This window comes from Psychrobacter sp. DM4, assembly GCF_051307035.1.
Classification (GTDB): domain Bacteria; phylum Pseudomonadota; class Gammaproteobacteria; order Pseudomonadales; family Moraxellaceae; genus Psychrobacter.
This window is the reverse complement of sequence record NZ_CP195536.1, coordinates 1211685-1238494: the sequence shown is the minus strand read 5'-3', so window position 1 is coordinate 1238494 and position 26810 is coordinate 1211685. Positions and strand designations below refer to the sequence as shown.

General features: G+C 44.5%; 24 protein-coding genes. 13 read left to right on the top strand and 11 right to left on the bottom strand.

The genetic code is table 11. From position 1 onward, the window contains the following. Positions 1 to 86: 86 nt before the first annotated feature. On the top strand, positions 87 to 830 hold the full coding sequence (locus ACR64G_RS05365; protein WP_435980480.1) for a hypothetical protein: 744 nt from the start codon (positions 87 to 89) through the stop codon (positions 828 to 830). Between the two features lie 35 nt (positions 831 to 865). After that, entirely contained in the window at positions 866 to 1612 is a 747-nt protein-coding gene (locus tag ACR64G_RS05360; RefSeq protein ID WP_435980479.1) for a hypothetical protein, read from the top strand. Between the two features lie 246 nt (positions 1613 to 1858). Here the strand turns inward: ACR64G_RS05360 and ACR64G_RS05355 are convergent, their stop codons facing one another. The 4 genes from ACR64G_RS05355 to ACR64G_RS05340 all read right to left on the bottom strand — a co-directional run bounded on the left by ACR64G_RS05355 (position 1859) and on the right by ACR64G_RS05340 (position 4321). Beyond that, positions 1859 to 2059, bottom strand: a complete 201-nt coding sequence (locus tag ACR64G_RS05355; protein WP_435980478.1) for a hypothetical protein — start codon at positions 2057 to 2059, stop codon at positions 1859 to 1861. Continuing rightward, the gene (locus ACR64G_RS05350; RefSeq protein ID WP_435980477.1) at positions 2056 to 2256 is read right to left on the bottom strand and encodes an NnrS family protein; all 201 of its coding nucleotides are present in this window, start codon (positions 2254 to 2256) and stop codon (positions 2056 to 2058) included. The genes ACR64G_RS05355 and ACR64G_RS05350 overlap by 4 nt, the downstream gene beginning before the upstream one ends. Positions 2257 to 2485: 229 nt before the next feature. Further along, complete coding sequence (locus tag ACR64G_RS05345; protein WP_435980476.1) at positions 2486 to 2941, bottom strand: DUF3429 domain-containing protein; 456 nt, start codon at positions 2939 to 2941, stop codon at positions 2486 to 2488. A 30-nt stretch (positions 2942 to 2971) separates the two neighbouring features. Further along, positions 2972 to 4321 (bottom strand): DASH family cryptochrome, encoded by a 1350-nt coding sequence (locus ACR64G_RS05340; protein ID WP_435980475.1) that lies wholly within the window; start codon positions 4319 to 4321, stop codon positions 2972 to 2974. A gap of 152 nt (positions 4322 to 4473) precedes the next feature. Between ACR64G_RS05340 and ACR64G_RS05335 the strand changes: the two genes are divergently transcribed. Beyond that, positions 4474 to 4704, top strand: coding sequence for a hypothetical protein (locus ACR64G_RS05335; RefSeq protein WP_435980474.1), 231 nt, complete (start codon positions 4474 to 4476; stop codon positions 4702 to 4704). 98 nt (positions 4705 to 4802) lie between these two features. Here ACR64G_RS05335 and ACR64G_RS05330 read toward each other — a convergent pair whose 3' ends face one another. Then, on the bottom strand, positions 4803 to 4967 hold the full coding sequence (locus ACR64G_RS05330; protein ID WP_435980473.1) for a hypothetical protein: 165 nt from the start codon (positions 4965 to 4967) through the stop codon (positions 4803 to 4805). A 400-nt stretch (positions 4968 to 5367) separates the two neighbouring features. On the opposite strand from ACR64G_RS05330, the gene ACR64G_RS05325 reads away from it, so the two are divergent. The 5 genes from ACR64G_RS05325 to ACR64G_RS05305 all read left to right on the top strand — a co-directional run bounded on the left by ACR64G_RS05325 (position 5368) and on the right by ACR64G_RS05305 (position 10166). Further along, on the top strand, positions 5368 to 5994 hold the full coding sequence (locus ACR64G_RS05325; protein ID WP_435980472.1) for a TetR family transcriptional regulator: 627 nt from the start codon (positions 5368 to 5370) through the stop codon (positions 5992 to 5994). 199 nt (positions 5995 to 6193) lie between these two features. Further along, positions 6194 to 7402, top strand: a complete 1209-nt coding sequence (locus tag ACR64G_RS05320; protein ID WP_435980471.1) for an iron-containing alcohol dehydrogenase — start codon at positions 6194 to 6196, stop codon at positions 7400 to 7402. 278 nt (positions 7403 to 7680) lie between these two features. Then, positions 7681 to 8730 carry an NADP-dependent oxidoreductase gene (locus tag ACR64G_RS05315; RefSeq protein WP_435980470.1) on the top strand — a complete coding sequence of 350 codons (1050 nt, stop codon included), beginning with the start codon at positions 7681 to 7683 and terminating at the stop codon, positions 8728 to 8730. Between the two features lie 82 nt (positions 8731 to 8812). Continuing rightward, positions 8813 to 9490, top strand: a complete 678-nt coding sequence (locus tag ACR64G_RS05310) for a type 1 glutamine amidotransferase domain-containing protein (RefSeq protein WP_435980469.1) — start codon at positions 8813 to 8815, stop codon at positions 9488 to 9490. Between the two features lie 46 nt (positions 9491 to 9536). Next, positions 9537 to 10166: a glutathione S-transferase family protein gene (locus tag ACR64G_RS05305; protein WP_435980468.1), complete on the top strand. Its 630-nt coding sequence runs from the start codon at positions 9537 to 9539 to the stop codon at positions 10164 to 10166. A 114-nt stretch (positions 10167 to 10280) separates the two neighbouring features. Here ACR64G_RS05305 and pdxH read toward each other — a convergent pair whose 3' ends face one another. The 5 genes from pdxH to cysS form a co-directional block, all read right to left on the bottom strand. Next, positions 10281 to 10925 carry a pyridoxamine 5'-phosphate oxidase gene (pdxH, locus tag ACR64G_RS05300; RefSeq protein ID WP_435980645.1) on the bottom strand — a complete coding sequence of 215 codons (645 nt, stop codon included), beginning with the start codon at positions 10923 to 10925 and terminating at the stop codon, positions 10281 to 10283. Between the two features lie 22 nt (positions 10926 to 10947). Further along, a complete protein-coding gene (gene glmM, locus ACR64G_RS05295; protein ID WP_435980467.1) occupies positions 10948 to 12306 on the bottom strand; it encodes a phosphoglucosamine mutase in 1359 nt (452 codons plus the stop codon). Between the two features lie 221 nt (positions 12307 to 12527). Then, complete coding sequence (gene guaB, locus ACR64G_RS05290; RefSeq protein WP_435980466.1) at positions 12528 to 13997, bottom strand: IMP dehydrogenase; 1470 nt, start codon at positions 13995 to 13997, stop codon at positions 12528 to 12530. Between the two features lie 155 nt (positions 13998 to 14152). Continuing rightward, positions 14153 to 16177 (bottom strand): mechanosensitive ion channel family protein, encoded by a 2025-nt coding sequence (locus ACR64G_RS05285; protein WP_435980465.1) that lies wholly within the window; start codon positions 16175 to 16177, stop codon positions 14153 to 14155. A gap of 145 nt (positions 16178 to 16322) precedes the next feature. Further along, entirely contained in the window at positions 16323 to 17783 is a 1461-nt protein-coding gene (gene cysS / locus ACR64G_RS05280) for a cysteine--tRNA ligase (RefSeq protein WP_435980464.1), read from the bottom strand. 144 nt (positions 17784 to 17927) lie between these two features. Between cysS and ACR64G_RS05275 the strand changes: the two genes are divergently transcribed. Then, complete coding sequence (locus ACR64G_RS05275; RefSeq protein ID WP_435980463.1) at positions 17928 to 18548, top strand: cob(I)yrinic acid a,c-diamide adenosyltransferase; 621 nt, start codon at positions 17928 to 17930, stop codon at positions 18546 to 18548. Between the two features lie 188 nt (positions 18549 to 18736). Here ACR64G_RS05275 and ACR64G_RS05270 read toward each other — a convergent pair whose 3' ends face one another. Next, entirely contained in the window at positions 18737 to 19705 is a 969-nt protein-coding gene (locus ACR64G_RS05270) for a hypothetical protein (RefSeq protein ID WP_435980462.1), read from the bottom strand. 278 nt (positions 19706 to 19983) lie between these two features. On the opposite strand from ACR64G_RS05270, the gene ACR64G_RS05265 reads away from it, so the two are divergent. The 4 genes from ACR64G_RS05265 (at position 19984) to ACR64G_RS05250 (ending at position 26763) form a co-directional block, all read left to right on the top strand. After that, positions 19984 to 20862, top strand: a complete 879-nt coding sequence (locus ACR64G_RS05265) for a glycerophosphodiester phosphodiesterase (protein ID WP_435980461.1) — start codon at positions 19984 to 19986, stop codon at positions 20860 to 20862. A 268-nt stretch (positions 20863 to 21130) separates the two neighbouring features. After that, positions 21131 to 22552, top strand: coding sequence for an acyl-CoA desaturase (locus ACR64G_RS05260; RefSeq protein ID WP_435980460.1), 1422 nt, complete (start codon positions 21131 to 21133; stop codon positions 22550 to 22552). A 165-nt stretch (positions 22553 to 22717) separates the two neighbouring features. Further along, positions 22718 to 24190 (top strand): protein adenylyltransferase SelO, encoded by a 1473-nt coding sequence (locus tag ACR64G_RS05255; protein ID WP_435980459.1) that lies wholly within the window; start codon positions 22718 to 22720, stop codon positions 24188 to 24190. Between the two features lie 260 nt (positions 24191 to 24450). After that, a complete protein-coding gene (locus ACR64G_RS05250) occupies positions 24451 to 26763 on the top strand; it encodes an NADP-dependent malic enzyme (protein ID WP_435980458.1) in 2313 nt (770 codons plus the stop codon). Positions 26764 to 26810 lie beyond the last annotated feature (47 nt).

Genomic DNA, 26810 nt, shown 5'->3' with positions numbered 1-26810 from the left:
CTAATGTTTTCATGTTCTGTTCATAGCATGCAATACCCTATCTGGACACATCAAAATCACATATATGGATTAAAGGAGACGTATAAATGAGAGATCAAATTCATGATTTAGGCGCAGGATTTTGGAGCATTCGTGGCTCATTTGTGAGAAGTAGCATAATTGATATAGGTAATCAGTCCTCACTCATAAAGCTGGCATCAGGGAAGTTTATTTTTTTGGATAGCTATACCTTGACTGGTGATGTACGCGCAGAGGTCATGGCGCTAACTAATGATGGTGCGGACGTTGAAGCCGTTTTGAACGTCCATCCCTTTCATACGGTGCACTGTGAACAGATGGCAAAAGACTTTCCGCAAGCGATATTTTATGGCAGTAGCCGTCATCCCAAGCAAGCGCCCAAAGTCGACTGGTCAGAGGACTTGGTTGAAAGTGACGCGGTAGCCCAGCGCTATCCTGAACTTAAATTCTCTGTGCCCAAAGGCCTTCATTACATTGCCCCTGATGATAGCGTCCATGCCAGCTCGTTACTCGTCTTTCATCCTGCCAGTCGAACGATACATGTTGATGATACTTTTGAGATTCCACCATCAAAATTGTTTAATGATGTACAGGCAGAGTTGAATTTGCATCCAGCAACGCTAAAGGCGCTCAAAGATGAGCCCAATGCTGGCGAGCAATATTGTGATTGGTTAGCACAGCTAGCACACGACTGGTGTGAAGTGCGTAATTTTTGTGGCGCGCATTCAGGTTTGGTTGTCTTTGAAGAAGGACGATTTGAAGCATCATTATTAGCAACGCTTAAAAGAGCTCGACCAGAACTTGAAGGCTAGTATCTTACAACCTAAAACTATAGAGGAATAAAACTATGTCAGATAAAATAATCGATTTGGGTGCAGGATTTTGGAACATTAGAGGCAGCTTTCGTATCGGCGGCGTTCTTAACATCGGCACTCAATGTTCACTAATTAAGCTGGATTCAGGACGCTTTATCTTTTTGGACAGCTATACCTTGACCGAAGACGTACGCGCCAAAGTCATGGCGCTAACCAATAAAGGCGCGGACGTTGAAGCGGTGCTAAACTTACATCCGTTTCATACTGTTCATTGCGCCCGTATGGCAAAGGACTTTCCGCAAGCAATATTTTATGGCAGTAGCCGCCACAAAAAAAAGATACCTGAAGTCAATTGGAGTGAGGATTTAGTTGAAAGTAAAGCAGTAGCCCAGCGCTATCCTGAATTGCAATTCTCATTGTCACAAGGTATCGCCTATATTCATGCTAATGAGATGATTCACGCAGGTTCACTACTCGCCTATCATCCTGCCAGTCAGAGCCTGCATGTTGATGACACCTTTATGAGTCCGCCGCACAAAGTCCTAGAAGCAGTGTTACCAGAGCTTATGCTACATCCAACAACTAAAAAAGCCCTCAATGATGAGCCAGATGCGGGCCAACAGTTCTGTGATTGGGCAACCGAGATTGCTCATGAATGGCGCGATGTCAGTAACTTTTGTGCCGCGCATTCAAACTTGATTAAGTTTGAAGTTGGTGGATTTGAAAAGGCACTACTAAAGGCGGTGAGTAAAGCCCGTCCTAAGCTTGAAAAAGCTTAACTTGAAAAAGCTTAAATAATGTTATTGAAGTATCAATAAAAAAGAGCTGCCAAAACGGTAGCTCTTTTTCCTGTAAAAATTTATATCTTTCGGTGTAACAGCTAGCCGAACACTGCCGCTCTTACCACGCACACTCTCTATATAATCAAACCATAATCGCTATAATTGGTCAATCGCATCTCATATCCCATTTATTTTGTATCATTTTTATTATCCAAGTCTTGTTACCCATATAGACCATCAGGTCTAGGGCGAGCGAGCATCGGTAGATAGCTCACGCAAAATAGCGCAATCCATGCGCCGACCTATGGTCAATACCAAATCAATAATTAAGTCAAACCCTAAGTAGACCCCTACTCTAGTCGTACTCCTATCAGCGTTAATAACGCCCCAGTAACACAAGCCACTGCCCAAAGTTAATAGCGCAAACTTAGCTAAAATATTCATCTGCTTGTACTGAGCAGCTTATATCCATGTGGCATCATGACCCCTGTCCAGGTCTTTACCGCTGACAGCAAAAATCCTGCGACCACTGCCAAGGCGTACCCATGAATCATCTCATGACCGTGCCAATACAGCGGATTCAAAACTTGTGCATCTATATAGGTATAACCTGTGAACACAAATGACCACAGCACCATCATCACTACGGCAAAACTGGCGCTGCACTACAGAAAATGCAAAAGCTTAAATTGAGTATGGAATGGGGCGAACCTGGTGGCTTGCTAGGTAATTTGATAGATTGCATGACACTCTACATAAAACAAAAGTAATTGAATTCACTTATAAAGATTAATTTCAAATGAATGTTTTTATCTAAACAGCGATGTATTACCCTTTATTCGAGATTCACTCTCCTTGCTCTAGTAACGTTTATTTTTTAATGACTGTTTGCAACCCAAGCGCTGATACGACCAAAGAAATCACTACGATTAATGTCACGTACTTTCTGATTTTAAGATAGGTTTTATCAATGATATTAGCTTGATAAAGACCGTGGTCAATGATGAGCAAAGCCAAAAACCCGATGATTAGTAACCAGATGAATCCAGCACTTGATAAGATCAAAAACCCAAGCCATAAGACAAGCGCTACGATATTGCTAAAGATAGGCAATCTTGCCGCCCAACTATCGTCGTCCGCTAGGCTTAAATGATTGCCCCAATGCGCGCCTGCCATAAAGGAGGCGATGACGAGTCCATAAGCGGATAAAACCTCGGCGGTCGTACCAAGTGCGATGACCGCATCGATACCCAAAGTGATCATGATAGCGCAAGCGATAAAAGGGATCGTACCTGCAAACGTGAGATAAGGGCTGGGCTTTTTCATAATGAATACTTATAGGTTATTAAGATAGATTCAAGATAGCCATTTATCCATAAAATCGCCGTTTGGATCGTGCTGCTGCGTTTGTTTTTTTAGATTAAACTGACGACAGCCTCTAGGGTCCGCGCCAACACCTGCCAAATACTGCCAATTGCCCCAATTACTACTGACGTCATAATCAATCAGCTGCTGCTCGAAATAAGTCGCACCGTAGCGCCAATCAAGTCCTAACTCATGGATAAAGCAACTGGCAACTAACTGCCGACCCCGATTAGACATGTAGCCGGTACTGTTCAATTGCTTCATACAAGCATTGATAATCGGATACTTGGTTTCGCCGCTTTGCCACTGCTCCAAGCGCTGCTGATTATGACGATTGGAGGGTGCTCGGTTGCTGATACCTTTGAACAAAAACAAATCTTTGTCATGAGTAACGCCGTACCAACAAAAATACTCGCGCCATAACAGCTCAAACCATATCCAATAGGTCGAGTCATTAGCGACCACCTCCTGCTCATAGTGACGCAAACGGTTTAATAAGACTTTAACGGACAAACTCCCATTAGCAAGCCAAGGCGAGAACTTGGTTGAGTGATCCCAAGTATCAAGAGCATTACGCGTAACCTTATAATCACTTGGCGCTTGCGCGTCAAAGTAGGCATTTAGGTGCGCTAATGCCTGCCCTTCTCCGCCTTTGAAGTTTGGCTCTAACTGTACCGATGTATCAAAAGCTCTAGGCTCAAACGTATAATCGTTGCTTCCTAGCGTTTCAGGCACACAGGGCAGCTTGGCAAAATTTTGGCAAGTGACAAGATCATCTTGAGCACTTAACAGATTGTGCTCGTACTCTACTTTTTTGCGAAATTGAGTAAAGCTTCGGGGCAGCTCTTTGGTTGGCATAGATTTAAAAAGCGTTACGGTCGAGCGATAGTGCCAAACTATCTGCGGATACTTATCCTCTAGCGCTCTATAAGCCAAATTCTGTGCGTAGTCAGCGGTGCTACTAACACAGATATCGGTTACTTTTTGCGCTTCAATAAGCTGGCATAACTGTATAAAAGCATCTAAATTTTGCTCGGAGTGCTCCTCTTTTAAATATAGCAATCTGTTGCCAAAATTTTGTAGCGAGGCATCCAAATCTGTCAAACTCTCTATTAAAAACTGCTGACGCGCCAGCCCCATCTCATCAAAGTGATAAGCCTCTCCCCAGTTTGGCGTTGAGCTATCAGCCAGTCCTGATACATAAGCAAGCAGTAGAGATCCATTATCAGCTAGGCGCGCCGCAGTATGCAAAGCCTGATTATCATGCACCCGCAAATCGTTATGAAACAGCATTAATACGACTTTATGATTTAACTCGCTACCCACGTGCTGATTTGTCATACATACCCTTTAGAATTAAATATCTCTTTATAATCACTATAATAGTAAAATCGCGATATACCGTATAAAGCGTGTGAATTGTTGCAATTTTTTACCTTGTGTTGACTCAAGAGAGCCTGAATGATTAGATGACGGATACCTAGGAGAATGCCATGAGCGAAGATACCGATCCTGTAAAGAAACGCAAAATAGTCAATCGATTCTTACAACAATTAACGCGTGAAGAGCCGCAAATGTACTATGCGACTACCTCTGAGATTGCCCGCAGTATTCATACGATGATAAAGGAGCACACCAATCGCTTATCTGTTGAAGAGCAGGCCTTGGTGCGTCGTATGACGATGAAAGACATTGAAGTCATGCTGGGATTTACCTTGAAATAACCTCAAGGCAAAAAAACACCGCTACGACAGCGATCTCTTTATTTGAATATAAGTTAGATAAGACTTAACGGTAAATCAATTAGCACCTAAAAGTGCTTCTAAAAAGGATAATCACGCGGCTCATGCTGAGCCAATATCCTGTGTAAAGTAGTGAACTCTTCTAGTATCCACTCCCCGTTAAAACAACTAAGAGTAGAATGCGGCTCACCGCCAAACGGCGCATTGCTCTCCTCATTCACCCTAGTGTCATTGATGTGAGTCATACCCGCTTTGATACTGCTTGGAAGGTGGCGGGTGCAATTAAGCGCAAGTCAAATGTGAGGGACGATTAAAGGCGATAGGTTCCTCTAGCTACAGCTCTGTTGCTTGCTTAATTGCTCCTAAAATCTCATCCTTAGAGCGTTGCTATTAATACTACGGCCTTCTCCTAATTCGTCGTTTCAAGTCTTTAGACGACGTTGACTGAATTCAATTTGCTAGACGACTGGTCTAATGTTATTATAAGCCCCATTAAAACAGAAATAACGCTATTCAATAGGCTTCAACAACTTAACGCTACTCTAAGTTGCACGATAAACCATTCGCTCAATTTTAAGTATCGGCTACTACTGCTCATGGCCTTGCTTTATAACCTTATATGATTTTATGGAGAGCATATACTTTATGTCTATAGCTACTACACAACCAAATTCTACGCTGTCAGATGCTAAGCCACCAGATACCAAAACGCATCTCTTGGATATTGGGTATCAGCTTCTTGCAAAAAAGGGTTTTAGTGCGGTTGGAATCAAACAAATACTAGATACCGCAGGTGTACCTAAAGGCTCTTTTTATCATTACTTCGCCTCAAAAGAAGCCTTTGGTGAAGCGATCATTACCCACTATTTTGCTAACTATAAAATAAGATTGGATACTATGGGCGCTGTAGATACTGACGCGCAGCAGAAGTTATATACCTACTTTCAAGGCTGGTATGATACGCAGCAAAACGGCTGCGATCATGAGAAGTGCTTGGTCGTAAAACTCAGTGCCGAAGTCGCTGATATATCAGAATCTATGCGCCGTGCTTTGAATGAAGGCTATCAGCAGACTATCGAATGGCTCACTTCTTTGATTAAGGCGGGCTGGATAGAGGGCTCAATACCACAAACCGATAATATTGGCGCTGAGAGCATGGCGAAGCGTTGGTACTTTGCTTGGCTTGGCGCAAGTCTCATTGCCAAGACCAGTCAAACGAACACTCCTCTAGCGGAAGTCTGGCAAATGACAACAGCTCAGATGGGACGATAATCATACCTTCTGTACTAGATTGCCACTTAGCTCAAATATAAAATACTCAGTCGATATACTTTACTTATGAGACTGTTTTGTAAACATTACTAGACGACCGGTCTAATTCATATATAATGGTCACAATTGAGAAGTACTCAAATCTCGCTTTCAAGTTCAAAACACCTAATAACTTTGATCTATACCTTTAAGGAATCCTATGAATAACTTTCAATATTACAATCCCGTACGTATCGTCTTCGGCGAGGGCCAAATCGAACAATTATCAGATTTAGTTCCTAGCCAAGCAAAAGTACTCATCACTTATGGTGGCGGTTCAGCTGAACGCACAGGCACTTTGGACGAAGTTAGAACCGCGTTAGCCGTAAACGGTAGCCGCGAAGTTTTTGAGTTTGGTGGCATTGAGCCAAACCCAGAGTTTAATACTTTGCTCAAAGCTGCTGATATGGTCAATGAGAATAACATCGACTTCCTATTAGCGGTCGGCGGTGGTTCAGTGATTGACGGCAGTAAGTTCGTTGCACTGGTCTCTTCACTGATTGAAGAAGATGGCACCGTCTCACGTGAGCAAGCATGGGATGCGCTCACCAGCTACTGTCGAGATCTCGACTCTGCGGTTGATTTGGGCGCGGTATTAACGATTCCAGCGACAGGTTCAGAGATGAATTCGGGCGGCGTCGTTAATCATAGTGAACGTCATGCGAAACTACCCTTTGGCAACCCGCTCGCTTTTCCTAAGTTCTCAATCTTAGATCCAACCAAGACGCTAACCTTGCCTGAACGTCAGGTCATGAATGGTGTTGCTGATGCCTTTGTCCACGTGATGGAACAGTATCTTACATATCCAGTCAACGCCAAAGTGCAAGACGCTTTTGCTGAGAGCTTACTTAAGATTCTTATTGAAGAAGGCGCAGCGGTTAAAGCGGATTCTGACAATATGGAAACCCGCAAAAATATTATGTGGACAGCAACTATGGCGCTAAATGGTCTTATCGGTACTGGCGTGCCTCAAGATTGGACAACGCATATGATAGGTCATGAGCTGACGTCGTTGCACAGTATTGACCATGCTCGTACGCTAACTATCGTACTGCCATCAGTACTGCGTGAGCTCAAAGACAGCAAAAAAGACAAGTTGCTTCAGTATGCACGTAATGTTTGGAGTCTCAACGATACTACTCAAGATGATGATAGCGTCATTGAAACGGCGATTGCTAAGACTGAACATTTCTTTCGAAGCCTCGACCTACCTGTCAGCTTAGCAGATGCTGAACTTGATGAGTCAGCGATTGACCCTATTATCAAGCAGTTAGAGGCTCATAACATGGTGAAGCTGGGCGAGCATAGTACTAACGACTTAGAAGTATCGCGCCGTATTTTGGAACGTGCTCTAACAAGTGCTGCTTAATTGCTAATAAGCTACCAATTGCTAATAAGCTACTAAAAGTAATGAGCTGATTCTATACGTGAGTATCTTTTATAGTAGCCGTTATGATTAGCAGTTGCGACGTGCGTTGAGTGGCTGCTAATTACAAAACCTTAGAACTAGTGCGGCTCCTCAAGCTGAACGACAATACCTAAATGGGTTAAGAACGGCTAAATTTTGTCACTATCTTCAAAATGAGGACACGCCCTAACAATTAGAATAAACAATTAGAATAAATAATTAAAATAAGGAGTATCAAAATGAGCTTTGATAAACAACAAAATGATAAGACAAATCGTCAGATTAAATTAGCCAGTCGCCCAGCGGGTGAACCTAAGGCTGAAAACTTCGACATGGCCACTAGCGATATACCAACGCCTAATGACAATGAGATGCTGCTACGTACTGTTTATTTATCGTTAGATCCATATATGCGCGGGCGTATGAGCGATGCCAAAAGCTACGCTGACCCTTTAGATGTTGGTGATGTGATCATGGGTGGTACGGTCGCTCAGGTCGTTGAGTCTAACCTTGATAACTTTGCCGTTGGGGATTTGGTGGTAGCCAATTCCGGCTGGCAGGATTATAGCGTCAGCGATGGTGAAGGTGTGCTCAAGCTTGACAAGGACATGCCTAACCCTTCTTATGGTTTAGGTGTGCTCGGTATGCCAGGGTTCACAGGTTATATGGGTCTGACAGATATCGGTAAACCTCAGTCTGGTGAGACACTAGTCGTTGCCGCCGCAACCGGTCCCGTTGGTGCAACCGTTGGCCAAGTAGGTAAGCTGTATGGCGCACGCACTGTTGGTATCGCAGGCGGCAAGGAAAAATGCGACTTTGCTGTTAACGAATTAGGTTTTGATATCTGTATCGATCATAAAGCCGATGATTTTGCCGAACAGTTAGAAGCAGCTTGCCCAAAGGGTATCGATATCTATTATGAAAACGTTGGTGGCAAAGTGTTTGACGCGGTCATGCCATTATTAAATGCCCATGCTCGCATTCCAGTATGTGGGCTTGTCTCACAATACAACGCAACTGAGCTACCTGATGGTAAAGATCGTTTGGGTGTGTTGATGGGAAATGTTCTGAGCCGTCGTCTCACGATCAAAGGCTTTATCATCTTTGAAGAGTATGGCGATCACTTCCCAGAGTTCCTCAAAACCATGAGCAAATGGGTTGAATCAGATGAGGTAAAGACCAAAGAACACCTCGCTGAAGGCTTAGAACAAGCACCAGACGCCTTTGTTAAAATGCTAAATGGTGATAACTTTGGCAAAACAGTAGTCAAAGTGTCAGACGTTAAGTAGCTCAATCAAAGTAAGTGAATCAAGCAAAAAAGTGTTACTTTAAATAGCACTTAATCAAACCGTAAACAAACTAAGGATAATTATGAATATTTTAATGGTACTCACCTCACACGATAAGCTTGGCGATACGGGCAAAAAAACAGGCTTTTGGTTAGAAGAGTTTGCAGCCCCTTACTATGCATTTTTGGATGCAGGCGCAAATGTTACCCTAGCCTCGCCTGCTGGTGGTCAGCCACCACTGGATCCTGGTAGTGATACCCCAGACAACCAAACCAAAGATACTACACGCTTTAAAGAAGACAGTGATGCGCAAAAGCATCTAGCTACTACCAAAAAACTTGCTGATGTAAAAGCCGATGACTTTGATTCTGTATTCTATCCTGGTGGTCATGGTCCATTGTGGGATTTAGCTGTTGACCAAAATTCTATCAATTTGATTGAAACCTTTGTCAAGCAAGACAAACCTGTTGCCTTTGTTTGTCACTCGCCTGCTGCACTCAAAAATGTCAAAGTCGATGGCGAATACTTAGTAAAAGGTAAAACTGTCACAGGCTTTACTAATACTGAAGAAGACGCGGTTGGCCTTACTGATGTCGTGCCGTTTTTAGTAGAAGACGCCCTAAAAGCCAATGGCGGCAACTACGAAAAAGCAGCTGATTGGGAATCATTCGTCGTTGAAGACGGTCTACTCATCACCGGTCAGAACCCAGCGTCATCAGAAGAAGCTGCTAAGCGCTTGATAGCCAAACTTAACGGCTAATCTTTGCTCAAAAGTTAGTTTCTATATTTATTAAAAGGGTAACACTATGATTCGTTTGCATCATCTTAATCGTTCACGCTCTCTACGCACATTATGGCTATTAGAAGAGCTTGGCGAGCCTTACGAGGTGATTAGTTATCAGCGCAATGCTAAGACCAATTTGGCACCTAGTAGCTTGAAAGCTGTGCACCCTTTGGGCAAGTCGCCTGTTATTGAGATCGATGGTGAAATAGTAACAGAATCTGGTGCGATCACTGAGTTGTTAATTGAGCGATTCGCACCTGAGCGCTTGCGTCCTGCGCCAGATAGTGCCGCTTATGGTCGCTATTTGGAGTGGATTAATTTTGCCGAAAGCTCATTGATGGTGCCTTTGTTGCTTGAGTTGTTTACCGTAAAGGCAGGTATCACTGATAATGAGTTTCTGAACGGCTATATCGGAGCGGAGAAAAACAAGCTACTTGGATATCTCAACGACGAGGTTAAAGGTAAATCGTTTATCGTTGGCAATAAGCTGAGCGGTGCTGACTTTATGCTATCGTTTGATTTGATTATGTTGGCTAAAAACGAGGCATTAGATGACTATCCACATATCAAAGAATACGCTATGCAATTAGCGAGTTTGGATAGCTATCAGCGTACGATGCGTTTAGAAGCTAACTATGATGAGTCAAACTGATAGTCATGATCTCATTGATCTATCGATTGTCATTATTAGAACAAAAAGCAGCTCATAATGAGCTGCTTTTTTTATTTTAAAACCTTGAAATCAATGGCTAAAAACCACCATTATTTAGGGCAATAAGCGTTTGGTGCTCCAGCTTGTATCATCGATTTGAGTATAGACTACTCGATCGTGCATACGATTAGCGCGGCCCTGCCAGAACTCTATCGTCTCTATGGTAATCTCATAACCACCCCAAAACTCTGGCGTTGGCACTTGTGCGTTTTCTGGGTATTTTGTCTTTAATGCCTCAAAGCGCGCCTCCATTACATCACGACTGCTTACCTCTGCGCTTTGTGGCTCACTGACCCAAGCACCAACTTGACTATCGTGCGGGCGCTTTTGGAAGTAAGCTGAGGATTTTTCAGCCTCAATCTTAGCGATAGAACCACTAACGCGAACTTGACGCTCAAGCTCATTCCAAAAGAATAGAGCCTCAGCATTTGGGTTTTCATCGATATCCTGACCCTTAGCGCTCTCATAGTTGGTATAGAACACAATACCAGTGTCAGTAATCTCACGCAGCAGTACAATACGCACGCTAGGTTTCATATTAGCGCCGCAAGTGGCTAGGCTCATCGCATAAGGCTCTTTTACCTTTTGCTCCAGCGCTTGATTCATCCATGTCTTTAACAGCTCAAACGGCGATACTGGTATATTGTTTTGATCCAGCTCGCCTTTGTCATAAGACAGACGTTTATCAGTGAAATCCATGCTCATAGTTATCCTCTATTTGCTAATCCAATACTGCTTTGATTTGATCTGCCAAATCGTTAGCCATAACGTCACATTCTATCTCGTCATCAGATTCCACCATGACTCGGATCATAGGCTCTGTGCCCGATTGACGAATGAGTAAGCGGCCGCGGCCTTGTAGGGTTGCACGAGCCTTGTCAAATGCAACAACCAACTCATCATAGGCAAAAGGATCTTTCATATCAGACAGACGCACATTGACTAGTTTTTGTGGGAGTGATTTAAAGCCGTCAGTCAGCTCGCTCAATGCTTTATTTTGCTCTTTCATTACTGCTAAGATTTGCAAACCTGCAATGATAGCGTCTCCGGTACGGCTTTTATCTAAACATAGGATATGGCCTGAAGGCTCGCCGCCCAGTATCCAGCCATTGGCCTCTAAGTCTTGCATCACGTAACGATCGCCCACTTTAGCACGGCTAAACGCAATGCTATGCTCCTTTAGAGCCAGCTCTAGCCCCATGTTGCTCATCAGCGTGCCTGCTACTCCGTTGGCTTTGTTTTGCGCTTGAGTGGCCAGCACATAAATAATACCGTCACCATCTACCAGTTTGCCTTGATCATCGACCATGACGATGCGATCGCCATCACCGTCGAGCGCTATACCAACATCAGCGTTATGGTCTAAGACCGCTTGCTGTAACCCTTCAGGATGGGTCGAGCCGCAGTCTGCATTGATATTCATACCATCAGGGTTGTTATGCATAGCGATAACATTGGCGCCAAGCTCGCGTAGTACCCGAGGCGCGACGCTATAGCCGGCACCATTAGCGCAATCGACTACAATGGTCATATCACTGAGATCATACTGATAAGGGAAGCTACCTTTACAAAATTCGATGTAGCGACCTTTGGCATCGTTAATACGGGTAGTTTTGCCCAGTTGCGCCGGATCATGAATAGGCATCCCCTCATCTTTTGCTTCCATGATGGCTTTCATTTTGTGGTTAATGGCGTCTTGCACCTCATCGGATAGCTTCTTGCCATCAGCTGAGAACAGTTTGATACCATTATCGTAATAGGGGTTATGTGAAGCTGAAATCACAACGCCCGCTGCCGCGTTAAAGCTGCGCGTCAAATGAGCAATACCTGGCGTGGGCAGAGGCCCTAACATATGCACATCGACGCCCGCTGCATTGAATCCTGCTTGTAACGCCCCTTCAATGACGTAGCCTGAAAGCCGTGTGTCTTTACCAATAATGACGCTAGGTCTACGCGCAGAATTAGTATTGCTCTCAACCAAAACACGGCCCGTCACATAGCCCAATTTCATAATAAAATCTGGGGTGATAGGAAGTTGGCCAAATTTGCCTCGAATGCCATCTGTACCAAAGTAACTCATTGTAGTTATATCCTTTTTATTATATTTACGGTAATCAACAAGATATTGAATAAAATCATATCTGTCTACTCAATACGCGATTTTATAAAAAAAAGCCAACAACGAGTAAGCATTGTTGGCTGGTTGTGTACTGTCTATAATAACGTACTCGCTATCGAGTCCTAAGCGTTTATCGTACTAGAACAATAATAGCGTACTAACTATCCCTTTAACAGATAGCATTATACTCTGTAATTCGGGGCTTCTTTGGTGATTTGCACATCATGCACGTGCGACTCTTTCATGCCAGCAGAGGTAACCTTGATGAACTGCGGTTTAGTGCGCATATCTTCAATAGTAGCGCAGCCGGTATAACCCATCGACGAGCGCAACCCACCAACCAATTGATTAACGATACCAGCGACCGGACCTTTATAGGGAACGCGGCCTTCAATACCTTCTGGAACTAGCTTTTCAACGCCATCTTTGGCGTCTTGGAAGTATCGATCTGATGAGCCATTTTGACCTGACATCGCGCCTAAACTCCCCATACCGCGGTAAGCCTTGTAGTAGCGACCTTGGAACAGCTCAACCTCACCTGGCGCCTCTTCAGTTCCTGCCATGAGCGAGCCTATCATGATACACGATGCACCAGCAGCGATCGCTTTTGCCATATCGCCTGAATAGCGAATACCACCATCAGCAATGAGTGGAATGCTATCTTGCAATGCGCTGGCCACATTGTCGATAGCAGAGATCTGCGGTACACCGATACCTGCGATAATACGCGTAGTACAGATAGAGCCAGGACCAATACCGACTTTGACCGCATCAGCGCCTGCATCACGCAAAGCTTTTGCTGCATCACCGGTCGCGATGTTACCGCCAATAACTTGAATATGCGGGAATGTCTTTTTGATCCAAGAAACTTTATCGATAACGCCTTTGGAATGACCATGCGCGGTATCAACGACCAACACATCCACATCAGCGGCGATCAAAGCTTCTACTCGTGCCTGTGTATCTGCGCCAGTACCGACAGCTGCACCAACACGCAAGCGACCCTTCTCATCTTTACAAGCATTTGGGTTGTTTTCAGCCTTCGCAAAATCATTGACCGTAATCAGGCCACGCAGACGAAAATCATTATCAATGACGATGACTTTTTCGATACGATGCTCATGCAGTAATTTTTTGATATTCTCGTTGCTCTCACCTTCTTGTACGGTGACGAGCTGATCTTTTTGCGTCATAATCTGACTGACAGGCTGTGACAAGTTGGTCTCAAAGCGCCAATCACGATGTGTGACGATACCGACCACCTTATCTGTGCCCTTTTCGACCACAGGGACGCCTGAGATATTATTATCTTGAGTTAAGCGCAGCAAGTCGCCAATGGTCATCTCAGGATGAACCGTAATAGGGTCTACGACTGTGCCTGCTTCGAACTTTTTGACACGGCGCACTTGAGTCGCTTGCTTATCGATATCCATGCTTTTGTGCAAGATACCAATGCCGCCTAACTGCGCCATAGTGATTGCCATCTCAGATTCAGTAACCGTATCCATCGCCGCTGATATGAGTGGCAGATTTAGGGTAATGTTCTGAGTCAAGCGAGTAGATAGACTGGCGTCTTTTGGCAGGATTTCAGAATAGGCTGGTAACAACAACACGTCATCAAAGGTTAAGGCTTCATCGACAATACGTAACATACATACCCCTAGTGGTGGTTATCTTGATGAGTGGGCGCTTGATCATGTGACCAAATCCTGCCAATGCAGCAGAATCTATAGGCACTAAGTCTCAGCTATCCCTTAAAAATAACGCCACATTATATCAAATAATACCTTGTTCCACATGATAAATTTTAGCCTCGCTTAAAGGTAATGCGCTCGGTAGGTAGATACGGCTTTTGCTCCTCACTCAAGTAATCGAGCATCTGTTCCCGAACGGCGCACTCCATCATCCACGCGTTCAATGGACTATCAGAGGCCAATGCTCCGCGCAGCTTTATGGTATCCTCATCGACAGAGATGACAAGCATGGCAGGTTCAGTCTCCCCATCCCAAAGATCATGAGCCTTAACCATGTCAATAAACTTTTGACGAATGGCATCTACATCAACGCCGTAATCTACATATAAATAAACCACGCAAGTTTGATGAAACTCTGTATGCGACCAGTTCTCTACGATTTCTATGACAAAGTAACGCATCGGAACTATTAAACGGCGCTCATCCCATGTCTTTAGCACCGCATAGGTGTATCGCAGATCCTCGATAGTGGTCCAATCGCCCTCCATGATGACCGTATCCCCAATACGTACAGGCTGCGTAATAGCAACCTGCATACCCGCTATGATATTGCCCAACGTCGGCTGCGCTGCAACGCCAAGCACGACACCTGCGATACCCGCTGACGTTAGCAAGGTTTTACCTAGACCTTCGATATTGGTAAATTCGCTCATACCAATCCAAAAGCTACCCAAAATCATAGCGAAGATGAAGACTCGTCTAAAGATAGACAAATAAGTTAAGCGTACGCGGTAAGTATTATATTCATCATCCGCGAGACCATCGATTTGCAGATCTCTATAGCGATTAGCAAAAAAGTGAATCACCCTAATACCAAGCCATACCGCACTCAGCATCAATCCCACCCATACAATCGGTCTAACTGCGGTAGCAATAGCTTCGACATAAGGAAAGCCGCCCGATACCAGCGTAAATATCAACGAAAAGCTAATGGTAAAAGTCAGCGGCACCGTAAGTTTATTAATCATATCCGTCAGGCTGTTTTGACCACCTGTTGGCGTCTCTTTTTTATCGTCAACATATCTATTAATCAGCTTTCCGGTAATTTTACTGAGCAGCCAACCAATACTCATCGTAATGACAAAGAAAAGAGCAAGCGCCAAAAATTCCCAAATAGCAATGCCAAGTAGTCTTAAGGTCAAAAGCGGCGGCAAGTAGCGCTCAAATTCTGCTGGCTGGTACTGATCATATAGGTCATCAATATTGTCAACCGTTTGCGCTGAGAACACCCAAATAGGGGCGCTATCAGCGACGCGTACCCGTTGAATATAGATTGGGACTTGTCGCTCACGGTAATCCATATAGCCGAGTTGAATGGAGCGGCGCGGTATGCCGTTGATGCTACTACTACTACCAAGTGGCGGCTGTATCAGGCCATCGGGACGATCCGGCAGATCATCAAAGACGTAGAGCTTCTTTTTACTGAGTAAAAAATCTAAACGCCTCGATAACTCAATACTTTTACTCGGCTGTATTGTCTCATCGAACAAGTTTAGATTGAGTGCGTGTGCTGCCAGATCATACTGCTGCTTCATCACCGCAGATTGGAAAAACTCTAGCATTGCCAGCGGCGTTGCTAAGTTTGCAGGCGTCGATAGGTTAGGCAAACCGCTATTAAGCTCATCCAAAATATAATAATTAGCGTTGTACTCACCGTTTAGTGCCATATCGCCTTGTAGCTGACCCGCTTGCTGCGGCGCGCCTTTATCTGTTGACGTTATTAGCTCACTTACCGAATCAGGAAAATCTATACCCTCTTCTTGTAACGTCTCGATTTGCTGAGCCGCATAATCTACAAAATCATCTGGCTTATCGACCACTTGTGACGATATCGATGAGCGATTCTGCTCATCATTAACCTCAGTATTTGCAGCATGTGTTAAAGACGTTGAAGTACCGAACACAACGAGCAAAACTACAGTTACTAGTACTTTAGTCACATACGAGTAAAAGACGCTTATATTATTATTGTGTTGTCGCTGCATGGTCGTCTGCTTATCACTGCTCATTGAATCTGTATTGTAGAGAAAATCGTTCGGATACCTTTGATTTTTAGTCAGGTTTTTTTGGTGATCCATAGTTATTATCTAGCTTTTAAGTATGTAGCTAAGCTAAAACAGCGCAGAAAAAAAAGCCAGCGCGTAGCTGACTTTATTTGTTAGTTTACGTACTTAATTCTTCCGCCTACTTTTAGATAACAAACACGCTAATTTTAATCTTTTCTTATGCACGGCGCCATGTCGTACCAGAGCGCGCGTCTTCTAACTCAATACCTGCCTGTTTTAACTGCTCACGTATTTCATCAGCTCGGGCGTATTGTTTGTCCGTTTTAGCCGTATTACGTTGAACGATTAGGTCCTCAATCATATCGTCACTAAGCGCGTTATCAGACTGCTCGCCGATAGCGGTTTGCAAAAACTGAGTGACGGGCTGTTGGAGTATGGCCAAAACTTGCGCCAACGCTTTAAGCTCAAGCGCTTGTTGCCACGCTGCTGCTAAATCGTTAGCCTTGATCAGTTTATTGATACTGCGTGCCAGCACGAATAGCTCACTAATCGCCGCTGAGCTATTAAAATCATCATTCATCGCTCCAACAAACTGACGTCCAAGCTCACTGTTATAAGCCCTCTCGATATCTTTGTTTTCGACGATTAGCTCATCTTCTCGTTGCTGCTCGACAATCTTTAAAGTATGATAAAGCCTGCTTAGGCTATTGTGTGCTTCATCCAAAGCAATATCGGAGAAGTTCACTTGGCTGCGATAATGACTCGATAATAAGAAAAACCTTACGGTTTCGGGCTGATATTTTGCGGTGACATCACGAATAGTAAAAAAGTTACCGAGCGACTTTGACATCTTTTCGCCATCGACATTAATGAAACCGACGTGCATCCAGTTGCGGGCATACTCACAGCCTGTTGCAGCTTCTGACTGCGCAATCTCATTTTCGTGATGCGGAAATTGCAAGTCATGACCACCGCCATGAATATCAAAGGTGTTGCCCAAACATTTGGTCGACATCGCTGAGCACTCAATATGCCAACCTGGACGCCCTTGTCCCCAAGCAGATGCCCATTTTGGCTCGTCAGGTTTGGCCGCTTTCCATAATACAAAATCAAAGGGGCTGCGCTTGTCAGTCTCAACCTGTACGCGCAAGCCTGCTTGCATATCTTCCAAATTACGCTTCGATAGTTTGCCGTAGTCGGCGAAGTTGTCTACCGCATAATACACATCGCCATTATTCCCAGGGTACGCATAGTCTTTGTCGATAAGGGTCTCGATCATCTGTTGCATCTCATCGATATGATCGGTCGCACGCGGCTCAGCATGTGGCATCAGGCAGCCAAGCGCTGTCGCATCTTCGTGCATCGCTTCAATAAAACGCTGGGTCAATGTACTGATATTTTCGCCGTTATCATTGGCGCGGTTGATAATCTTGTCATCAATGTCGGTAATATTTCGCACATAGTTGACTTGATAACCCAACTGCGTCATCCAGCGCACTGCCATATCGAACGCTACCATGACCCTTGCATGCCCTATATGACAATAATCATAAACAGTCATACCGCATACATACAAACCGACTTGTCCTGCCAATAAAGGTACAAACGTCTGCTTAGCTGCGCTTAGAGAGTCATAGATAACAAGAGTGGACTTAGCATCGCTAACTGATGTGGTCATAATACAAGAACCCTTTTTATGAGATATACTCATCAAATTTTTATAATAAATTAACAACGCTATATCTTAGCGAAAAAGGCGCTGAAATACTACAATGGCAGCAAATCAAAGGCTATCCGCAATAATACACTTTAGGAATTATTTATGAGTAATCGCTTAACCAAGATTTATACCCGTACTGGCGATAATGGTAGTACAGGCATGGCTGACGGTAGCCGCGTGAGTAAAGCGGATGATCTGTTTAGCGTGATGGGTGATATTGATGAGCTCAATTCCCATATTGGAATGGTACGCGCACAGTTAGCTCAAGTAGGAACCAGCTTACCTGAACACTTGCTAGATAAGCCAAAGAACACAGACTTTGCTCAAGCGCTGGTCATCATACAGCATCTATTGTTTAATATCGGCGGCGAGCTTGCGATGCCTGAATACAAGGGTATTAGCGCTGCTCACACAACGTGGCTTGAGCAGCAGATCGATGCGATGAACAGTGTATTACCACCGCTCAAAGACTTTATCTTACCGACAGGCTCAGTACTGGTCAGTGAGTTACACATTGCGCGTACGGTCTGTCGCCGTGCTGAACGTCAAGCCGTTAATCTTCGAGAGCAGCACCCTGAGGCTATGAGCACTTTTGCTGTCAGTTTGATCAACCGCCTATCGGATTGGTTGTTTGTCGCCGCACGGTTTTGTACAGATCCCAAACAAGTCTCAGAGGTACTTTGGGACAGCGAGGTCTTAAAGAGTCTTGATGAAGACATCTAAAGTATAAAAACGTCTAAAACATAAGGACGTTTATAATGGAGCATAGTAGTCATTAGGATCATCTTTTCGCTATTAGAACTATAGATAGCTAATTAGAAGTGATAAATAAAGGCGCCCATGACATTGCGATGTCATGGGCGCTTATTATGATGCCTCATTATCAGTGCTAATGTACTAAGCTCTAGAACCTAGTAAGTAGCGCTTTCGTCTTCTACGATAATCATATCGATAGTCTCATCTTTAGGGACAGCTTTTGGCGTGCTTGACGCAGCTGGTACTGAGGCATTAGTACTTGGACTGACAGCGACTTGGTTGTTATCGGTATTGATAGTTGGCGGCGTTGCAGGTCTAACCGCAGGCGCAGGGGTTGACGGCGCAGCTGGAGGTTTTGGCGCCACGGGCGTCACTACTCGTGGTTGACTGGGCTGACGAGTCGCTTGACGAGCGCGTTCCTCTCCAGCGGCTCGGGCTTGCGCGCGGCGTTGGCGGGTTGCCTCTTCGGCGGCGCGCTGCGCTTGACGTTCGCCAATAGCGGTACTCAAAGTAGCGCTAGCGATGACATCAGCGACAATACCAACCATAGCCGGTTGCCCTGCAATACGAGTTTGTACTTGTCCGCCTTGAGTGCCGACGACATAAGTAAAGGCATCATCAACGAGCATGTTATTGTTGATGCGGATATTGTCTTGTGCAAGGCGCGTCTGCAAGCTTGGTTGATTATTCGCCGCCTGTAACTGGCTAGCAAGATACAGATCTTCACTAGGTAGAGTCATACTGACGCTTGCTTGGCAGGTGGTCATGCCGCTATCGTTAATCTCTTGTATCACCGCCATATTCTGTACATCGATTAAGATACCGCTTACTTTATTCGTAATAGTGGCGTTACTCAGACTAATTTGAGCCTCATTAGCATAGTTAGCAGCTAGCGATTGCGCTTGTTGATTGAGAGTAGTTTTGAGCGCAGATTTTAAGCGGTCTTGCACCATAGGATTATCACAATTGATAACAGGTGTTGTATCCTCTACCACTACAGGCTCTTCTACAACCTCTACTGTATCTTCATCCGAGCGGCTACAGCCTGCAACTGCCAGTCCACATATGAGGCTAATACCTGCCACATGCTGCCATTTCATCCACTTGTTGTTTGCTACGCTCATACTTATATTGCTCCCGCTTTGCTCGTTGTCGGCTGACGTTTTGCTATTGATAGCCTATTTACTCGTTATACTATAGCCACGATAGGGTCAAAAATACGTCATTATACGGTGTTTGGCCTAGATGTTCATTACTGTACTCTATTAATATCTGATTAATATCTGTATATCAGCGGTAAAATAGGCTGTAGTTGCAAAAACATAACAAATCATTAAGAAAACTTTTGAGAGTACTATCAGCTATTTTTATATGATAGGAGTCGTTACTCACTGAAAATTTGATGACTATGCAAAGCACGCAAATAATTCCAAAAAAACAAAATATGTTGAACCTTAATCGTACTCGCCTCATCGGTCATCGAGGCGCAGGTAGCGAAATACTAGAGAATACTCTATCCGGCTTTCAGCGCGCACGTAGTCTGCAAGCACGCGGACTTGCGGGCGTTGAGTTTGACGTGCAGCTGAGCGGTGATGGTCATCTAGTAGTGTTCCATGATGAGACGCTACAGCGCTTGTGCGGAGCGCAGTCTCGCATAGATCAGCTGACCCTACCTGAGATTCAGCGTCATTTGCAATCAGGACATCAAATTATAACCCTTGCGATGTTATCCCAAACGCTACCCCTGTCATCCGCGCCGTTATCCTCACATCACACACCCAACTCTCCAACTGATCCCCTAAATGTGTTCAATAGCACTCAAGCGAGCGTTTTAAACACCGCGTCCCCAGTGCTTAGCCAGTTTAACCACATTGAGCTTGAGATAAAGACTCACAATCGTACTCATTATGGAAAGCTCGTTGCAGCGTTGTCACGTGACTTGGTAGATACGGCGCTTGCCAGCTTACCCCTTGTTCTCACAAGCTTTGATAGGCAGCTTCTTGCACACCTACAGCGACATAAAACATTATCTAGTATCCCGCGAGGGCTACTGACTCGTACGCCCTCCTTTTTGGCAGCGGCGCCTACTACTGCCATGCAACTGGGCTGTACACAACTCGGCGTGCATTACCCGCTCCTCACACAATCTGTTATCGAGAATAGTCATCGTCATGGATTGCCAGTGACTGCTTGGACCGTCAATGACGTTGATAGCGCGCAGCAGCTTGTGAAGTGGCAAGTTGATGTGATTGTCACTGATGTACCGACGCTGTTTTTATAGGACAATTTACAACAGCAATGTCTATCAATCATTAGGACTATTGCCTCAATTACTGAACTTAATTACATTCCTTTGTAGCTACATATTTGGGGTATTAGTTACACTTATATCTTAGGAGTGATAGCTTAGTCATCAATTACGTAAATTCATCCTTTAACTCATACAAGTTATTGTTATTTAGCAAGATTTTTATAGTGCATAAGTGTTCACTTTACCTAAAATATAAGGTAACATAGGATATCGAAATCAATCCTATCAGGAATAATACATGATTTTAAAAAAAGCACTGAGCTTGCCACTTAAAGGTTTACGTATTGCAATTCAATCTGGTGATATGCTCATCCAAACTGCTGGGTCTCAAGCCACGCGGTTCAAAACTATGCTCGATAGTAACAGAGCCAAGACCGCTCTCGATGAGACACCTGTGACAGCGACTCATAGCACTGCTAATGTTCAAGGCGGACAAGAGATCGCTTTTAATAGCGATACTATTAATAGCCAGAACATAGATCCCCTTGAGCTTGAATTCAAAAAATCTCCTATTAATTTAGTACCAGCGATATTTTTGATCGCAACGCCGCTAGCCGCAGCGGTGATTACGCCTTGGTATTTGCTCAATCATCAAGTGAGTGCGCCTGTTTGGGGTGTGTTTGGTGCTTTCATGGTATGGACAGGTATGAGTATCACAGGTGGTTATCACCGTCTACTTGCTCACCGTGCTTACAAGGCACACCCTATCGTCGAGAAGTTCTTATTGCTAGGCGCGACTCTTGCGGTTCAAGGCTCAGCATTCGACTGGGTATCCGGTCACCGCACGCATCACCGTCATGTCGATGATCGTATGGAAGATCCGTATTCAGCTAAACGTGGTTTCTTTTTTAGTCATATCGGCTGGATGCTACGTAACTACCCAAGCGGACAATTTGATTATAAAAACATTCCTGATTTGACCAAAGATAAAGTGCTACAAATTCAGCATAAATACTATGGTCTGTGGGTTCTAGCGACGAATGTCGCTATGGTAGCAGCGGTTGGCTGGTTGATTGGAGATGTGTGGGGTACGCTAGTACTAGCAGGTTTGCTACGGTTAGTCTTGACTCATCACTTTACGTTTTTTATTAACTCGCTATGTCATATGTTTGGCTCGCGTCCTTATACCGATACCAACACGGCTCGCGATAACTTCTTTTTAGCGATCTTTACTTGGGGTGAGGGTTACCACAACTATCACCATTTCTTCCAGTATGACTATCGTAATGGAGTTAAATGGTGGCAGTATGACCCAACCAAATGGATGATTACTGCTCTATCCAAAGTAGGATTGACTACAGATTTGCGCCGAGTGGATGATACAACGATCAAGCACGCTGAAGTCAAAATGCAGTTCAAACGTGCGCAGCAGCAGATTGATGAGATCAATGCTAATGGTATTGATATACCGCACACTATGCAAAAATTCCAAGATCGTATCAAGTTTGAGTATGATGCCTTTACCAAAACGGTTGAAGAATGGCAGGCTCTTAAAGCCAAAACAATCGAGATGAAAAAGACTGAGTTTGCAGATCGTCTGCATGAAGTGGATGACAAACTCAAGCATGAATACGCCAAAGTTGAGCAACGTATCCTTGAGCATAATAGTAATCTGAAAACAGCCTTTCGCTCTATCGGTCATAGTGCAAAAGCGGCGTAAATGATTACTCGCTAAACCTACTGACTTATTGTTTTCTCCTTCCCTTTATCTACCATAGATAAGGGGATTTTTTTGCGTTTGATTTTAGTGAGTGTAATATATCGTCATGCTATAGTACTGATGTATCACAAGCTTTCTTAGCTCGTCCCAATAGGAACCCTGTTTATGCGCTATCAAAATACTTATATTACTTTAGATCCACGCCTTTATCATCGCCAACCACCAACACCACTCAAAGACCCTACTCCAGGTCACTTTAATCAACAAGTTGCCGATCAACTTGGCTTTAGTAACGATGACGAGTTGATGGCACGCTGGGTTGAGATTATCGGTGGCATTTATGTTCCAGAAGGTTTTGAGCCACTCGCTATGGCGTATGCTGGTCATCAGTTTGGGCAATGGGCAGGACAATTGGGCGATGGTCGCGGACTACTCATGGCTCAAGTGCTCGATGACAACGATCAATTACAAGACTTGCATCTAAAAGGCATTGGACTAACGCCTTACTCCCGCATGGGCGATGGCCGCGCAGTACTGCGTAGTACTATACGTGAGTATCTGTGTGGTCATGCTTTTAGAGGTCTTGGCGTTCGGGCATCCAACGCCTTAGGGTTTGTGGTGTCTGAGACGCCTGTACGCCGTGAGCGCATGGAGGCTGGTGCTGCATTGATGCGCGTGGCAGATAGCCATATTCGTTTGGGTCATGTCGAATGGATCACCAGTTACGCCCCTGAGTTATTGGGCGAGTTTACAGACTATATGATTGACACTTACTACCCTGAGTGCCGAGAGCAAGACCAGCCGATAGCGGCGTTCTTACAGGCGGTCGTTAAGCGTACTGCTCGTATGATTGCCGACTGGCAACTCATAGGTTTTGCACATGGCGTTATGAACACTGACAACTTGTCTATTACGGGTAGTACGCTAGATTTTGGTCCTTTTGGCTTTATGGAGCGTTTTAATCCAGGCTGGATCAACAATCACTCAGATCATACGGGGCGCTATGCTTACCAAAACCAGCCCGCTATTGGTCACTGGAATCTCAACGTATGGTTGCCGCACTTTATGCACCTAGAAGGGGTAACACGCGAGACGCTGGCTGAGTGCTTAGCACCTTACGAAGCTAGTTTTATGCAGCACTATCAACAAGGTCTATGCCGCAAATTAGGAATACCACATAGCTCTGAGAGCTTGAGTCTCGCGTTTGAATTTATGACTTTTGTTGAAGATAATACTCTTGATTATACCAATAGCTTTCGTGCTCTATTGGCAGTAGTCGCATCAAGCAATCACCCTTTTGAGACGATATTACTTAACACCATGCAAGCTGAATTATCGGCCGAAGCGCTACTTATTTGGCAAGACTGGTCATCACGTTATTTAGATTATTTGGCACAGCTCGCGCGTTCTACAGAACAAGTAGTAGACGATCTAAAAGGTAACAACCCAGTTTATGTCTTGCGTAATGACATGGCACAGCGTGCGATAACAGCAGCCGAGCAAGGGCAATTTGATGAAGTTGCACGCTTGTATGAGTTACTTACCAGTCCTTATAAAGTACAAGATATTGCCACCGATTTGGATACAACTCCACCAGCGCCCGACGCGCCGCAAATGCCAATCAGTTGTTCGTCATAAGTCTGCTGATAGGCACAGCGTATGACGCTACTGATAAAAAGTTCATGTTTTATCATGCCTTATGAGTGATAACTTTTATCGGCGTTTACTAGGCAGTTAATTGACTTTGATGCTAAAATAACTTTTTTGTATGCTGCGCATGATACATACCTGTATAAGCTTTAGATGCTTTGCTCAAAATAATTTTTTTTTACCATATCTTTTAGGTAGATAGTGTTTCCCTTTTTTAACTTCCTTTTATAACAACCACGGCCATTACTATGAAAGACGATATCCAAATAGACACGGAACAACAGCAGTTTGAACAAGCGGCGCTTCATTACCACGAGTTTCCAAGACCTGGTAAAATATCCGTCACCCCTATCAAACAATTAGCAAACCAGCGCGATCTAGCACTGGCTTATTCGCCAGGTGTTGCTGTTCCTTGTCTTGAGATTGAAAAAGACCCTACTCTAGCTGCGAAATACACTGCTCGTAGCAATCTGGTCGGCGTCATCACCAACGGTACCGCGGTACTTGGTCTAGGTAATATTGGTCCTCTAGCGTCCAAGCCTGTTATGGAAGGTAAAGGGGTGTTGTTCAAAAAGTTTGCGGGTATTGATGTTTTTGATCTCGAGATTGCACAGAATGATCCCGATAAGTTCATCGAAGCTGTAGCGTCGCTTGAGCCTACTTTTGGTGGTATTAATTTAGAAGACATCAAAGCACCAGAGTGCTTCAAGATTGAGCGTGAACTGCGTAAGCGCATGAATATTCCTGTGTTCCATGATGATCAACACGGCACCTCGATCATCCTTGCAGCCGCTATGCTCAATGCACTACTACTCACTGAGAAAAAAATTGAGGACATCAAGATTGTTTGTTCAGGCGCAGGCGCAGCTGCCATCTCTTGCTTAGATATCATTACCGCACTTGGCGTGAATGTGAATAATATCTTTGTCTCTGACTCACGCGGTATTATCAGTACTAGCCGTGAGAATTTAGATGAGTCAAAACAGCGCTATGCACGCGTGACTGATGCCACCACTATTGATGAGGTGATGGATGATGTCGATATGTTCATTGGTCTATCGATGCCCGGTATCTTGAGCCCTGATATGGTACGCCGTATGGCACGCGATCCTATTATTTTTGCCCTTGCCAATCCAACGCCTGAGATCATGCCAGAGCTTGCGCATTCGGTGCGCTCGGATGTGATTATGGCGACAGGTCGCTCAGACTATCCTAACCAAGTCAACAATGCGCTATGCTTTCCTTATATATTCCGCGGCGCACTAGATGTTGGTGCGACTACTGTCAATGAAGAGATGAAGGTTGCTTGCGTACGTGCTATCGCTGCTATGGCGCACGTTGAAGCGACCCCAATGAGCAATGTCAAAAGCATCGATAATATCAAGCGTTTCGGTCGCGACTATCTCATTCCAGGCGCTTTGGAGCCTAATCTAATTATTGAGATTGCACCTGCTGTTGCACAAGCGGCGATGGACTCTGGTGTTGCCACTTTACCTATCAAAGATTTTAATGCTTATCGTCAGCGTTTATCAGAGTTTGTATACAACTCAGCGTTCGTGATGAAGCCTATCTTTGCTCGTGCAAAAACTGACCCTAAACGTATTGTCTATTGTGAAGGTGAAGACAGAAACGTACTGTTGGCGGTTCAGGTCGTGGTCGATGAAAACTTGGCTCAGCCTATCTTGGTGGGTCGCCCCTCCGTCATCGAGAACAATATCGAAAAACTTGGCCTACGTCTAAAAGATGGTGTCAACATGTCCATCGTCAATCCAGACGATGACCCGCGCTACAAAGACTACTGGCAGGGCTATTATGAGCAAAACAAGCGCCGCGGCGTTAGTATCGAGCTTGCCCGCCGTGATGTCCGCCGCAAGACTACGCTGATTGGTTCTCTACTGGTGAACAATGGTGACGCAGACGGTATGATTTGTGGTACCTTTAGCCATTATCAGTTGCACCTAGATTATGTACAGAGCGTGATCGGTAAAAAAGAAGGGGTCAGTGATTTTTATGCGATGAACGTGATTCTTATGCAAAACCGCAATATCTTTATCGCAGATACCTATATTCATGAAGATCCGACAGCAGAGCAATTGGCTGAGATGACTATTTTGGCAGTAGATCAATTGCATCGCTTTGGTATCACGCCAAGAGTAGCTCTCGTTTCGCATTCTAATTTTGGTGCCTCAGACCGTGCAAGCGCTGTGAAGATGCGTAAGGTCTATCAGATTTTGACCGATATGAATGTCGACTTTGAATTTGAAGGCGAGATGCAAGGTGATGCAGCTCTAGATGAAAATATCCGTTTTGAAGACATGCCATCAAGCCCGCTAAAGGGTTCTGCCAATCTGCTAATTTTGCCAACGCTTGATGCTTCGAACATCGCCTTTAATTTGCTAAAAACCGCAACCAGTAGCGCCTCAATCGGTCCTATCTTGTTGGGTGCTAACAAGCCTGTGCACATCTTGACGCCCTCAGCGACGGCACGTCGTATCGTTAATATGACGGCTCTTGCGGTCACAGAAGCTATAGACTTAGAAGATGAGCAAAAAGCGCTATAATCTCCACTTTAATAGACGCTAATGACGTTCCAAAGTCAGCGTCTGTT

What these genes read in the sequence shown, in the direction of transcription:
- ACR64G_RS05365 (WP_435980480.1), top strand. Translation starts at nt 87, where the DNA reads ATGAGAGATCAAATTCATGATTTAGGCGCAGGATTTTGGAGCATTCGT.
- ACR64G_RS05360 (WP_435980479.1), top strand. Translation starts at nt 866, where the DNA reads ATGTCAGATAAAATAATCGATTTGGGTGCAGGATTTTGGAACATTAGA.
- ACR64G_RS05355 (WP_435980478.1), bottom strand. Translation starts at nt 2,059, where the DNA reads ATGAATATTTTAGCTAAGTTTGCGCTATTAACTTTGGGCAGTGGCTTG.
- ACR64G_RS05350 (WP_435980477.1), bottom strand. Translation starts at nt 2,256, where the DNA reads ATGATGGTGCTGTGGTCATTTGTGTTCACAGGTTATACCTATATAGAT.
- ACR64G_RS05345 (WP_435980476.1), bottom strand. Translation starts at nt 2,941, where the DNA reads ATGAAAAAGCCCAGCCCTTATCTCACGTTTGCAGGTACGATCCCTTTT.
- ACR64G_RS05340 (WP_435980475.1), bottom strand. Translation starts at nt 4,321, where the DNA reads ATGACAAATCAGCACGTGGGTAGCGAGTTAAATCATAAAGTCGTATTA.
- ACR64G_RS05335 (WP_435980474.1), top strand. Translation starts at nt 4,474, where the DNA reads ATGAGCGAAGATACCGATCCTGTAAAGAAACGCAAAATAGTCAATCGA.
- ACR64G_RS05330 (WP_435980473.1), bottom strand. Translation starts at nt 4,967, where the DNA reads ATGACTCACATCAATGACACTAGGGTGAATGAGGAGAGCAATGCGCCG.
- ACR64G_RS05325 (WP_435980472.1), top strand. Translation starts at nt 5,368, where the DNA reads ATGTCTATAGCTACTACACAACCAAATTCTACGCTGTCAGATGCTAAG.
- ACR64G_RS05320 (WP_435980471.1), top strand. Translation starts at nt 6,194, where the DNA reads ATGAATAACTTTCAATATTACAATCCCGTACGTATCGTCTTCGGCGAG.
- ACR64G_RS05315 (WP_435980470.1), top strand. Translation starts at nt 7,681, where the DNA reads ATGAGCTTTGATAAACAACAAAATGATAAGACAAATCGTCAGATTAAA.
- ACR64G_RS05310 (WP_435980469.1), top strand. Translation starts at nt 8,813, where the DNA reads ATGAATATTTTAATGGTACTCACCTCACACGATAAGCTTGGCGATACG.
- ACR64G_RS05305 (WP_435980468.1), top strand. Translation starts at nt 9,537, where the DNA reads ATGATTCGTTTGCATCATCTTAATCGTTCACGCTCTCTACGCACATTA.
- pdxH (WP_435980645.1), bottom strand. Translation starts at nt 10,925, where the DNA reads ATGGATTTCACTGATAAACGTCTGTCTTATGACAAAGGCGAGCTGGAT.
- glmM (WP_435980467.1), bottom strand. Translation starts at nt 12,306, where the DNA reads ATGAGTTACTTTGGTACAGATGGCATTCGAGGCAAATTTGGCCAACTT.
- guaB (WP_435980466.1), bottom strand. Translation starts at nt 13,997, where the DNA reads ATGTTACGTATTGTCGATGAAGCCTTAACCTTTGATGACGTGTTGTTG.
- ACR64G_RS05285 (WP_435980465.1), bottom strand. Translation starts at nt 16,177, where the DNA reads ATGGATCACCAAAAAAACCTGACTAAAAATCAAAGGTATCCGAACGAT.
- cysS (WP_435980464.1), bottom strand. Translation starts at nt 17,783, where the DNA reads ATGACCACATCAGTTAGCGATGCTAAGTCCACTCTTGTTATCTATGAC.
- ACR64G_RS05275 (WP_435980463.1), top strand. Translation starts at nt 17,928, where the DNA reads ATGAGTAATCGCTTAACCAAGATTTATACCCGTACTGGCGATAATGGT.
- ACR64G_RS05270 (WP_435980462.1), bottom strand. Translation starts at nt 19,705, where the DNA reads ATGAGCGTAGCAAACAACAAGTGGATGAAATGGCAGCATGTGGCAGGT.
- ACR64G_RS05265 (WP_435980461.1), top strand. Translation starts at nt 19,984, where the DNA reads ATGACTATGCAAAGCACGCAAATAATTCCAAAAAAACAAAATATGTTG.
- ACR64G_RS05260 (WP_435980460.1), top strand. Translation starts at nt 21,131, where the DNA reads ATGATTTTAAAAAAAGCACTGAGCTTGCCACTTAAAGGTTTACGTATT.
- ACR64G_RS05255 (WP_435980459.1), top strand. Translation starts at nt 22,718, where the DNA reads ATGCGCTATCAAAATACTTATATTACTTTAGATCCACGCCTTTATCAT.
- ACR64G_RS05250 (WP_435980458.1), top strand. Translation starts at nt 24,451, where the DNA reads ATGAAAGACGATATCCAAATAGACACGGAACAACAGCAGTTTGAACAA.